This window comes from Paenibacillus sp. N3/727 (genome assembly GCF_022637315.1).
In the GTDB taxonomy this organism is placed as follows: Bacteria; Bacillota; Bacilli; order Paenibacillales; family Paenibacillaceae; genus Paenibacillus_AQ; species Paenibacillus_AQ uliginis.
The window spans coordinates 2,858,454-2,870,789 of sequence record NZ_CP093336.1; the positions used below are offsets into that span (position 1 = coordinate 2,858,454).

Annotated in this window: 10 protein-coding genes; 7 read left to right on the top strand and 3 right to left on the bottom strand. The window is 45.6% G+C overall.

Annotation, left to right across the window (positions count from 1 at the left end; translation table 11 throughout):
• The first annotated feature begins 62 nt into the window (after positions 1–62).
• Positions 63–2,375: a type IA DNA topoisomerase gene (locus tag MNQ98_RS13030; protein WP_241933544.1), complete on the top strand. Its 2,313-nt coding sequence runs from the start codon at positions 63–65 to the stop codon at positions 2,373–2,375.
• A gap of 545 nt (positions 2,376–2,920) precedes the next feature.
• Here the strand turns inward: MNQ98_RS13030 and MNQ98_RS13035 are convergent.
• Positions 2,921–3,667, bottom strand: coding sequence for an HAD family hydrolase (locus MNQ98_RS13035; protein ID WP_241933545.1), 747 nt, complete (start codon positions 3,665–3,667; stop codon positions 2,921–2,923).
• Positions 3,668–3,745: 78 nt separating this feature from the next.
• On the bottom strand, positions 3,746–4,666 hold the full coding sequence (locus MNQ98_RS13040; RefSeq protein WP_241933546.1) for an ArsR/SmtB family transcription factor: 921 nt from the start codon (positions 4,664–4,666) through the stop codon (positions 3,746–3,748).
• Positions 4,667–4,793: 127 nt separating this feature from the next.
• Here MNQ98_RS13040 and MNQ98_RS13045 point away from each other — a divergent pair, with 127 nt between their 5' ends.
• The 6 genes from MNQ98_RS13045 to MNQ98_RS13070 all read left to right on the top strand — a co-directional run bounded on the left by MNQ98_RS13045 (position 4,794) and on the right by MNQ98_RS13070 (position 10,874).
• Positions 4,794–5,969 (top strand): MFS transporter, encoded by a 1,176-nt coding sequence (locus MNQ98_RS13045; RefSeq protein ID WP_241933547.1) that lies wholly within the window; start codon positions 4,794–4,796, stop codon positions 5,967–5,969.
• Positions 5,970–6,052: 83 nt separating this feature from the next.
• Complete coding sequence (locus tag MNQ98_RS13050; RefSeq protein WP_241933548.1) at positions 6,053–6,772, top strand: phosphonate ABC transporter ATP-binding protein; 720 nt, start codon at positions 6,053–6,055, stop codon at positions 6,770–6,772.
• A 59-nt stretch (positions 6,773–6,831) separates the two neighbouring features.
• The gene (locus MNQ98_RS13055; RefSeq protein ID WP_241933549.1) at positions 6,832–8,139 is read left to right on the top strand and encodes a hypothetical protein; all 1,308 of its coding nucleotides are present in this window, start codon (positions 6,832–6,834) and stop codon (positions 8,137–8,139) included.
• 3 nt (positions 8,140–8,142) lie between these two features.
• Positions 8,143–8,841 carry a response regulator transcription factor gene (locus MNQ98_RS13060; protein ID WP_208914209.1) on the top strand — a complete coding sequence of 233 codons (699 nt, stop codon included), beginning with the start codon at positions 8,143–8,145 and terminating at the stop codon, positions 8,839–8,841.
• Complete coding sequence (locus MNQ98_RS13065) at positions 8,838–10,304, top strand: sensor histidine kinase (RefSeq protein ID WP_241933550.1); 1,467 nt, start codon at positions 8,838–8,840, stop codon at positions 10,302–10,304. Before MNQ98_RS13060 ends, MNQ98_RS13065 begins: the two co-directional genes overlap by 4 nt.
• A gap of 30 nt (positions 10,305–10,334) precedes the next feature.
• Positions 10,335–10,874, top strand: coding sequence for a GNAT family N-acetyltransferase (locus tag MNQ98_RS13070; protein WP_241933551.1), 540 nt, complete (start codon positions 10,335–10,337; stop codon positions 10,872–10,874).
• 63 nt (positions 10,875–10,937) lie between these two features.
• Here the strand turns inward: MNQ98_RS13070 and MNQ98_RS13075 are convergent, their stop codons facing one another.
• The gene (locus MNQ98_RS13075) at positions 10,938–12,152 is read right to left on the bottom strand and encodes a glucose-1-phosphate adenylyltransferase (RefSeq protein WP_241933552.1); all 1,215 of its coding nucleotides are present in this window, start codon (positions 12,150–12,152) and stop codon (positions 10,938–10,940) included.
• Between the last annotated feature and the right edge of the window lie 184 nt (positions 12,153–12,336).

Genomic DNA, 12,336 nt, shown 5'->3' on the forward strand with positions numbered 1-12,336 from the left:
CCGGAAAACAAGTAACTTATATGGTTATTTCGTTCTTGGACGAATCGGGGAGGAGAGGTTACGTGAAGACGCTGGTCATTGCCGAAAAACCGGACATGGGGCGAAATATCGCTGCAGTGATCGAACCTCGGGCCAAAAATAACCGGTCCTACTTAGAAGGAGAGCAGTACATCATTACTTGGGCGATAGGTCATCTGGTCGGCCTTGCGGAGCCGGATGCTTACGATCCGAAATACAAGCGCTGGAACATTCGGGATCTGCCCATCATACCGGAACAATTCCGAATTGTACCGAATCCGAAGACCAAGGATCAGCTCAAAGTTATTGGAGATCTTGCCAAGCGCTGTGATCATATAGTGAATGCCTGCGATGCGGGGAGAGAAGGACAGTACATTTTTGCGTTAATCCAGCAGCAACTGGGGCTTCATCAGCCGGTTAAACGGCTCTGGATATCAGATTTGACAGCCGAGAGCATTAAGCAGGGGTTCGCCCAATTGAAGGATGGTTCTGAATTTGAATCATTAACGCTCGCGGCAAGGGCTCGCAGTGAAGCAGACTGGCTCATCGGAATGAATGCATCAAGGGCATTTACGACACGTCATCAGACGCTGTTGTCGGTTGGCCGTGTCCAGACCCCTGTGCTTGCTCTGATCTATGACCGCCAGAAAGAAATAGAGGCGTTTGAGTCGCAAACCTTTTATGATGTTAAAGCTACATTCCGCCAAGATTCACTTGAATACGTTGGGACCTGGCAGGGTGACCGATTGACATCGCAAGAACGATCGGAGAGAATCGCAGCCAAAGTGAAAGGGAAGAACGGTACCATTTCGAAGTATGAGGTTAAGGAGACGAAGGAGCATCCATTTAAACTTTACGACCTGACATTGCTTCAGCGTGAAGCCAATGCGAAGTATGGATATTCCGCAAAAAAGACATTGGATCTCGCACAAGGATTATATGAACGACATAAAGTCATTTCTTATCCGCGTACGAATTCCAACTATGTAAACGAGCAGAACATCGAAGGGATGCATAAGGCACTAAACATGCTCAAATCCACACCATACGGTCCTATGGTGCAAGGAGCGGACCCGAATCGTGTTCATAAAAACAATAAATCTGTATGTAATCCCGAGCGTGTTGAAGATCACCACGCCATTTTGCCGACATTGAAACGGCCTGGAACTCTCAGCAAGGAAGAACAGCATATTTATGATCTGATCATTATCCGTTTCCTCTCCCATTTCTATCCGCCAGCTTTGTACAAGCAGCACACCGTGCTTACAGAGGTGGAAGGTGAGACGTTCAAGACCAATATTAAAGAGCTTCTGTCACTGGGATGGAAAGTGTTGATTCAGCAGGACAAAGACAAGGACAAGGAGCGCAAGTCCTCCAAATCGAAAAAAGGCAAGGATGATGAGGAGGAGGAATCCCAGGAGTGGAATGACCGTTCATTCGACGTTCTAGCGGACAAGCCCGTCGTGTGTTTGAAGAGTGAAGTGAAGGAAAAGGCAACTCAGCCGCCAAAGAGTTACACGGAAGGTACTTTGCTAAAAGCTATGGAGAGTGCCGGCAAGAGTATGGAGGATGAAGAGCTACGTGACGCGATGAAAGACAGCGGCCTCGGTACTCCGGCTACTCGAGCAGCAACGATCGAAAGATTGAAAAAGGTCGGCTATATCACGATGCAGGGCAAAAAGATTACTGTGACGCAAAAAGGAAGAACGGCAGTAGAGTTGATCCGTCATGCAGGCGTTGAGCTGCTGGCTTCTCCCGAAATGACGGGACAATGGGAGCGGCGGCTGCATCAAATATCGAAGGGTGAAGCTTCTGCTGACGTATTTATGAAAAACGTGCAGAAATTTACCGTTTCTATTATTGATAAGGTATCTACCCAGCGTCCTGCACCTCCATCAATGTTCGGTGACAGTGAAGATGGCAAAGGGAAAGGTAACCAAAGCTCCAAGCGTAGTCGTTCGACTTCAGAGACGGGTAAGTCAGCCTCTGCAACAGCAAGAAGTACGGGAGAACCTGAATCAAACGGAGACCCTGGTGCGAGTCAGGCAGCGTCCTCTGGTGTGCGTGTTCCTCTCGGTGATTGTCCTACTGCAGGCTGTGGTGGACAAATTATCGAAGGGCGTAAAGGATATGGATGCTCTCATTTCAAAAGTGGTTGCAAATTCGTGATTTGGAAAGAATTTGCGGGTAAAAGCATCTCACACGCGATGCTGAAATCTCTTCTCACGAGCGGAAAGACCCAGCTACTGACGTTTAAAGACAAGAGCGGGGGGGCTTTTAAAGCTCGAATTGCACTAAATGAATCTGGCAGCGGTCAATTAACCGTTCAGCGTGAGAGCACAGGCGCAGCAACTTGATCGATGTATTATCGAGGGAACCAAAAAGGGGCTGTCTCAAAAGTGGTAACCTCACTTGAGGAATAGCTCGCTTTAATCAAAAAAGGGTACGAAAAATAAAGAAGTGGCGGTGCAGGAAAAACCTCATTTACCGTCATTTCTTTATTTCGATCTATTGTTGCTTTCTTCATTAAATTATGGGCGAGCGAAAGCCACTAGGGCTTAACCGCAATCTTCAGTTTTTCACTTGTGATTTCAGCTGTTTGGCCTAATTCGCTAAGATCCTGACTGCAATACTCCCAATCTTCTCGTTTCTCTGCCTCTTCAATAGTTGTAAATAGCGTGTATTTTTGAATTGAACGAGCACGAAGTAGCGGAGAGGACGAAGCGATTCCGGAGAAGCGTTAGCGTCCGCCTTTGTCCCCGAAATGCTTATGCTAAGAAATAATTCAAGAAATTCGGGGGCAAGAGCGGTTGGAGGAACGACTCGTACACGTAGCGCCTTAAAACAGACAGAGGGGGTGTCCCAGGTCAATGGACCTTTTGGGACACCCACTTATCTTTTCCTAGGAACTAGAAGTAGCATTATCGGCAATAATCTCCGGAACTTCAGTCAAGGCCGATACGGTATAAAGAACATTATGCGGCTCATGCTTCAATTCCACCAGATTGTAGTGCCATTCGCGTTGCTGCTTGATATAGATGCTATTTATCCCAGCTGTTAGAGCTGGAACAACGTCTGTTCTTAAGGAGTTACCTATCATCCAGGTTAAAGAGCGATTGAATTGTCCGGTAGATAGGATCTCTTCCAGCGCTTTCACATTTTTGTGCTGACGGATGTAGATTCTGTCCTCGAAGAAGTCAGCAAGCTTCATCTGTTCAATTTTACGTTTCTGAATTCGGGTCTCGCCACCTGTGTATAAGTACAGTCGATGCCCCTCATTCTGCAACGAATCCAGCGTTTCTACCATGCCGGGATAGGCCTCAACCTCCTGATCGTAGACACTCAGGCCGAGCTTGAACAGCTCTTCTTCTTCACGTAGTACAGGCGTTTTATGATGAAGCTTACAGAAGAACTGGTAAGTGTCGATCAAAGATTGTGGAAAGTTGGCGCTCGCAAATCCAAGCTTGTCTACTCCGGCAACATCGATTTCCATCTGTTTGGTTCTAATTTGTTCGGTTGTCACGTCATACTCCTGAAACCAGGTTGTCATCAGCTCGAAAAATTCGCCAAGAATCAAATCAAAGTATTTGTTGCAGTGAATCAACGTGTCATCCATATCAAATATGATATGCTGTCCATCTTTGCTCATTTTTCGCACTCCTTTATCCACTTGCTTCTCTGTATAGTGTCTATATATAACCTTTGTTATCAAGTAAGGTTTACTTCGTCAAGATAATCTGAGGTACGACTCAAAAAACATTTGAAGCTCTGCTGCCCCGTCAGGACGAAGGCTGAAACGTTCAGTCTGATCACCAGCATTCACATGCGAGCGGAGCAGGCCCGCTGCCCTTAATATTAGCAGATGATGCATAAGTGTATCGTAGGGCTGATTCAAATTAGTTGCGATGTCGTTTACCGTTTTGGGTTCATTCGCCACATAACGAAGTAATCTTAGGCGTTCCGGGTCAGCTAGCGCCTCTGTCATTCTTAGCAAGACAACCGGTGGATCATCCTCATTTTCTTCGGGAATGTCAACAGGGTACTGAATCAGAAGAATATTGTCGTAAAAACAGTACGTATTAATCGGCCGGAAATGAACACCGGGAAAGAGCAGGATGGAATCCACAGGTATATCGTCCAGGATGACACCGCCAGTGGCATATTCAATAAGCCCTTCAGGTTCCATCTTGAGAAGGAGTACTGATTTTTCCTGAGCATCTTCACAAATCAAAGGTTCTAACTCGGGTTCTATGTCCGCAAAATAATATTCGTACCACAAGCGGAGCAGCGGCGGATAGTCTGTCTTAACACGTACAAGATGCTCCATGGTGAGTGACGGCATGTAAGGTAGCAACCGGGGATATAAATCATCCGGCGCAGTATTCCCGATCCAGTCGATAAATGAAGTAATATCCGTATCCTGTTCACGCAAAATGGCTAAAGCATAGAGAACATCATAATCTAAAAAAGGCCAGTTGTATGCCTTGCCGAGTTCCGTACGGAACTCTTGAGGGAGACGGGTATCCATATCCGTAATTAAATGTGTGCCGATATCCAGATTGTCGGTCCATTTTCTCGTTACATAGATCATAAAGCTGCCTAGCAACTCGAAAACCACGGAAACGTCTATGCTTACTTTGTACTTCATGAAACCAGTACCCTCCCGAAATAATGACATTGTTTTTATTATGGCTTGTATGGATCAGGGTTGTCCACTATAATGTTCACTTGGCAATTTATTTGTTGTTCATATTTAAGAGGGGGATTATACAATCGTGTCAGACACAGTTCAGGCCCGTCAAGGGAGAATTCATTATTTTATATTAATTTCGGTTATTGTAGCCGCAGGACTCAGCCAAGGTTTGCTGCTGCCTGTGCTCGCGATATTTTTGGAGCGAATGGGGGTTTCTTCGTCTGTAAACGGACTGAACGCAGCCGCTCTATATGCTGGCTCCTTCGCCATGACGCTTGTAGCGGAAAGAATGCTAGGTTGGGTGGGATTCAAGAAGCTCATCATCGCTGGTCTGGTACTGGTTATGCTCTCTTTGCTAGCGTTCCCGTTGTTTCCAAGTGTGGCTCTATGGTTTGTACTCCGGATCATGGTTGGTGTCGGGGATAGCGCACTCCATTATGCAGCACAATTATGGGTACTTATGATGTCCACGCCGCAGAACCGTGGTCGCAGCATATCATTTTACGGCATGTCCTATGGGCTCGGATTCAGTATAGGGCCGCTGGGAATAATACTGTTGAAATACGGGGAAGCTGTTCCCTTTATCATACTCGCCATCTTGTTTTTGTTTGTACTGCTTGTGGTGATCTTCAAGCTGCCTAATGTGAAACCGGAGCGGCAGTCGGCCAGCGAGACCTATATGCCTGGTCGGTATAGAAGAAGCTATCAATTAGCATGGTATGCGCTCATACCCGCATTTTTATACGGATATATGGAAGCCGGGATTAACAGCAATTTCCCGGTGTACGGTCTCCGTAGCGGATTCACAATTGAACAAATATCGTCATTGCTGCCGTTTATCGGAATTGGAGGACTTATTCTGCAGCTTCCACTTGGTATTTGGAGTGACCGGTTCGGCCGCAAAAGGGTGTTGACGGTGGCCGGAATTCTGGGGGGGATCTGTTTTATACTTATTCCCTTTGCAGGGACAAGCTACTGGCCAGTGCTAATCTTACTCACATTGGCTGGAGGTCTTGTCGGTTCTTTCTTCTCACTTGGACTCGCCTATGCGGCTGATATCCTTCCGAGAGCTTTGCTGCCTGCTGCAAACGTTGTTGCATCCTTTCATTTTAATATAGGAAGCATTGTAGGACCGAATATCGGTGGCTCATTGATTGAAACAGGTTGGAATGCAGGTATGTTTATTCTCCTTGGCGGAGTATATATTATATTTGCTTGCACGAGTCTGTTCTTCAAACAGAAGACAACACCTAAATAAGAACGCTTGTTCTCATGGCAATTACTTTCGCTTTCTTCTAAACTAGAGTATAGGAAAAGACACTCGACGGGAGAGAGACGAACATGATAAAAGTGGATCGCCTGATGAAGAGAGTAAACACTGAGAAGAACCCGGTGTTGAACGACATAAGCTTTCAAATGGAAAAAGGGGAAATGATCGGACTTATCGGTGGGAGCGGGAGCGGGAAAAGTCTGCTAATGAGCTGTTTGGCCCTCCGTGAAAAATGGGACGGCGGACGTTTTTTGATTGATGGGGAGGACATGCTTAAATCCGGCGGTAAGAAGAAGGTACGCCGTGAATGGGCTTATCTAGAGCAGAATCCGACACTAAATATGAACCGGAAGGCGCTCAAAAACGTCCTCATCGGCCAATCGAGTCAAACTCCATTGTGGCGTATGGCCACTGGAATGGTGCGTTCCGACGATTATATGGGTGCGATGGATACAATTGAACACCTCGGATTACTGGATAAAGCGCACCGCAAAGCCAGTGAGCTAAGCGGCGGCGAACGGCAACGTATTGCAATCGCCAGAGCGCTAGTTCATGGTGCCAAAGTTATATTAGCGGACGAGCCGGTGATGGGCTTGGACCCCAAGTCAGCTGAGCATGTACTGCAAACCCTGAAAAGTCTCTGTGAGGAAGAACGATTGACCGTCATCACAGTCATTCCGCTTGAACTCGCGGAACGATATTGTTCCCGCATCATGGGGCTGGCAGGAGGACAAATTGTGGTAGATGTTACTGGACGGCGATTGACGCACGGGGAAAAGAGTAGAATATAACAGAGTTATACTAGCCTTAACTAGCCTTAAGGCGATTGAAATAGAAAGAGTTGATACTGTTGAAATCAAGATTAATGAAGGCAGCCGTATCCGGGCTGCTAATACTGCTCCTCGCTGGCTGCAGTTTTATTAGTGATCCTGTATCACTCATGACCACGCCGGATCTTCCGGCAGATAAAGCAACATTAATGGGGGCAATCAATTCGCAAAAACCGGAGAATAGCAATATTATCCGGCCGAGAAGTGATTCTGGTCCTAGTTCCATTCGTGTTGAAGACTTAAATAATGACGGGATTATGGAAGCCGTTGTCTTTTATAAAACACCCAATGAGGAAGTGCAAATCCATGGCATGATTTTGCAGCAGCAGGGCAATACATGGGTTAAGAAACTGGATTTTGACGGTGAAGGCACCATGCTGGAATCCTTTGATCTGATTGATATTACGAATAATGGTAAAGTGGATATCGTTGCCGGGTTTTCTCGTGGGGAGGAAGATCTCCAGAATGGACTCGTCGTATATACTTTTTCAGGTGATTCCTTGGAGAAAGTGCTTCAATTGCCGTATACGCATTTTGAAGTGACAGACTTGAATGGAGACGGAATTCAGGAATTGACCGTGGTTTCTTTACAGAAATACGAATTGTCATTTATAACAACTTCTCAATTTGATAAAGAGACGAATAGTTTTAAAGAATTAGCCAAATTGGATCTGGGACAAAATGTTGAGAAATATTACAATATTGTCTCAGGAGAAGTAGCTAAGGGGAAAGAAGGTATCATATTGGATACCGCCATTGTCTCCAACTCTTCCACATCGAAGCTGATTGTGATGGAAGATGGTGTTCTGATTGATGTCATGAAAGAAGATGGTGCTTACAAAGAGCTTCCGGTTGACAGTCAGGATATTAATGGTGACGGAATTCTAGAAATTGGACTTATTGAAAATCCCATAGGCTGGGATAACAATAAACTAGATGAGATTCCTTATTTTCAGTCCTACTATCAATGGGACGGAAAAACACATATGGCGGATGAGAAGAAAGGTTTAAAATTCGTCATGCAGAGATATCAAGACACGGAAAACCAATTCTATCTAACCTTCCCGCCCGAGTGGCATAATAAAGTGACCGTCCATCCGGACTCGGATAAAAGTCGATACTTGAATTTTATTATGGTGGATAGTGGAAAGACGGTGGCTGAGGTGAAATTCTTCTCACTGCCTGAGTGGGAAAGAGCGAAAGATGAATGGAAAGTGCTGGTTCGCAAGAACGACCAGGTGATTGGTTATAAAGGGGAGCTCAAACTAATTAAGAATGAGAAAAAGAACTATAGTGATGTGGCTCCTATTGAAAGAAAGGGGAATTAGACATTGAGTAAAGTACTCATATTAGAAGATGAAGAATCTATCCGTAGTTTTATCGTAATCAACTTGAAACGTAATGGTTTTGACGTACTGGAAGCCGGCGACGGACATGAAGCACTGCATCTACTGCAGACCGTTCCTGACATCGACATTGCGCTGCTTGATGTCATGGTTCCTGGAATAGACGGCTTTGAGGTTTGTCGTCGGATTCGGGAGACAAACGAACGCATCGGTATTATTTTTCTCACGGCAAAGGTTCAGGAGCAGGATAAGGTATATGCGCTGTCCGTCGGAGCTGATGATCACGTCAGCAAACCATTCAGTCCAACCGAACTAATCGCACGGCTGCAATCGTTGCTGCGGCGTGTGAATGTGCAGCGTGCAGGCGCGGCGAAGGTTTCGTTTCAGTCCGGGCCTTTTACGTTGGATTTGATTTCGAAGCTATTCAAGAAGAATGGCAAGGCTGTTGAATTGACACCGACTGAGTTCTCTCTGGTCCAATTCTTCCTGGAAAAAGAAAACACGCCGCTCAGCCGCGACGTCCTGTTGGACCATGTGTGGGGCAAGGAATATATGGGCGATCCTAAAATCGTCGATGTAAACATCCGCCGTCTTCGTCAAAAAATTGAAAATAATCCTTCCGAGCCTGAATTCCTGCAAACGGTATGGGGTCACGGCTATAAATGGAAGGGTCAGGGCCAATGATCAAAAAGGGTATCCGGCGGCAGATCGTCTTACACTACTTCCTTGTTGTGTTTATGGCGCTGCTGCTGGTAGAAATTATTTTTTTAGTAGCAGTACGAACATATTATTATGATAGTGTATACAGCCATATAGCTTCGCATATCGGTGTTGCAGATGATTATTATCAGAAATACCGTCTAAACGATGATGATACGGCACAACTTACGGAGATCATGTCCTATTTCGAGTTGACGGGTACGGAGCTTCAACTGTTAACCCCTTCTGGTCAAGTATTGATCAGTTCCAACAATTTCGATACAGATATGACGATCAAAACGAGTGATGTTACCCAGGCATTGGCGGGGGATACGAGTCGCTGGGTTGGCAAGCAGCAGGGGACAGGTCAAATGATAATGGCTGTGTCCCGCGCATTACAAAACAGCGGAGAGAATCAGTTTGTGCTCCGCTACAGTACATCACTCGACAAGATTAATGACAAACTTCTCAATTTGACACTTGTCGCGATATTAATTGGAGCTGCGGTTCTTGCCACAGTACTTGCTTTTAGTATCGGTCTAGCTAACTCGATCGTGAAGCCGCTGAATAACATTCGCGCGGTATCGGCTCAGATGGCAAAAGGCCGATTCGACGTCCGGATCAAAGGAAACTACAAATACGAGATTGGTGAGCTGGGTTCCACGCTCAATTATATGGCCCAAGAGATTGTCCGAAGTAACCAGGTTAAAGATGATTTTATTTCCTCCATTTCTCATGAGCTTCGAACCCCGTTAACCAGCATCAAAGGCTGGAGTGAGACGTTGATCTCTGGAGGATACGACCCAGGTGAGACGGAAATCGGGATGCAGATTATTACAAAAGAGACCGAACGGCTTATTGGTCTGGTTGAGGAAATCCTTGACTTTTCCAAGCTGCAACAGAACGAGATGAAGATGGTAATGGGCATTGTCAGCCTACGGGAGTTGCTTCAGGAAATTATGCTTAACTTGTGGGCCAAAGCGGAGAAAAAGGGAGTACAAATCAAGCTGGAATCAGAAGAAAAACCTATGATATATGGGGATGCCAACCGGTTGAAGCAGGTTTTCCTAAACTTGGTGGACAATGCAATCAAGTTTTCGCATGAGAATGGCACAATTCTTCTCTCGATCGATATGGAAGACAAGTTCGTAGCTGTAACTGTTCGAGACTACGGCATTGGAATCAGCGAGGAGCATATCCAGCGCGTAAAAGACCGGTTCTTTCAAGTTAATCATGTAAATGGAGGCACTGGACTTGGCCTTGCCATCACACAGCAGCTCGTTGAACTTCATCATGGGACGATGGACTTGGAAAGTGAGCTCGAGAAGGGAACAACCGTCAAGGTAAAATTGCCACTCCCTGAAGGGAAAATTCCGATGGCAGGTGGTTTTTCCGACGGGGAAGAAGAGCCCAAGGAATTACCGCAGAATCATTCGGATATCAAGTAATAGACGGTATGGAGAGAGGGGAAGGCCTCTATGGAATTTAAAGTTCTTGAACGTTTTGAGACGGTGCAGGGAACGTTTGAATTAGGTCTTGCTGAATCGGAGCATAAGGAAGAACTGCTGTGCATTCTTCGCTCAACGGCAGAGCAGATGGTGAAGGAAGGTCTGAATCAATGGACGCCATCACTATTTACGTCGGCGTTACTAGATGAATACCTGACGGAAAGAGAAGTGTTTCTTCTGCGATTTGACGACAAGCCTGCCGGTATGTTTACATTACAAGAGAGCGACCCTTCATACTGGGGAAAGAGGAATGACACCCGTTTCGGATACTTGCACCGTCTTGCGGTCCTTCCTGTGTATCGAGGTTTGAATCTCGGCACGACGATGATCCGGTTTGGAGAAGAACGCGTACGGAAGCAGGGAAAACTTGGACTTCGGCTTGACTGTGTTTCCCATCTGGAGGGATTGAATCAATTCTACCAACGCCAAGGGTATCAGTTTGTTGACAAGCAGAACATGGGGACACGTAAAGTCCATCTGTACGAAAAATATTTATCATCTGAGAATTAAACATACAGTTATTTACACACAAAAAAGCGATCCGCAGATGTCGGATCGCTTTTTTGAAAAGAATCAAGATGAGGAAACATTAGCACGCAGTCGGCCTTTTTCATAAACATCCTGCAGCAAGCGAGATGGTTGTGTACGTACTGTAGTCTTCGGCATAACAGTTTCATAAGGGCCAACCACTTCCACCTTGCCTGGAGCCCCTTTAACAATGGCTCCGTCCTTGATGATCGCCCCTTCGCCTATAATGGCATGCTCAACATGTGCACCCTTGCCGATTTTGACATTCGGCATCACTACACTGTCTTTGACTGAAGAAAGCTTGCCGATTTCTGCTCCACAGAATATAACAGAGCGTTTTGCTCTGCCTTCGAAAGTACAAGTATCATGGATGAGGCTGTCACTGTTATCAATGGAACGCATGCGACGTGCGGCCAGCTTTGTCCGCCAAGAACGGGTGTACATCGGCCAATCCTGTTGTTCCAGTATTAGGTCTGTTTGATTCAATACATCCATATGTGCTTCCCAAAGGCTTTCCACCGTACCTACATCACGCCAGTATCCCTGAAAACGGAAGGCATGCAGGAAGTCGTTGCCTGACAGCATTTTAGGGATGACGTCTTTCCCGAAGTCATGACTCGAGTTCGGGTCATCGGCATCCTCCATCAAGTGCTGTTTCAGATAATTCCAGCGGAATAAGTATATTCCCATTGATGCCAGATTGCTTTTAGGATGTTCAGGCTTCTCCGCAAACTCGGTAATTTTCAGCTTATCATCCACATTCATTACACCGAAGCGGCTTGCTTCCTCCCAAGGAACTTCCATTACGGAAATGGTAGCCGCTGCACCTTGATGGATGTGAGCATTCAACATTTCCCTATAATTCATATGATATATATGGTCACCAGATAAAACGAGCACATGCTCCGGATTTTGGCGATCAATGTACTCCATGTTTTTGAAAATGGCATCTGCCGTACCTAGATATTCACTTTGACTGGTATTGTATGAAGGAAGTAGGGCAATGCCGTTGTCATCGGAATGGGTAAGTCCCCAAGGATCTCCTTCACCAATGTGCTCATGAAGTGATTCTGCTTCATACTGTGTAAGTACACCTACAGTATCGATTCCTGAATTAGCACAATTGCTGAGAGGAAAATCGATAATACGGTAATGACCGCCAAATGGAACGGCGGGTTTAGCCAGCTTAGACGTTAAAGGAGCCAATCTTTTACCTTCTCCTCCCGCCAGCAGCATAGCGATACATTCTTTTCTCTTCATTACGTTTCCCTCCCAATATTTTTCAGCGTAGTACTTTCATAAACGGTTATTGCGGGGTCTGAAACGATTATATTGAAATGTTATTTTGAAAATTACATTTTTATTTTTCAAACATCATTTTTTATTTTCAAGATGGTTAGAATGGGGTAATAGCCTTTTATTGTATACTTAAAGAAGGTGATAA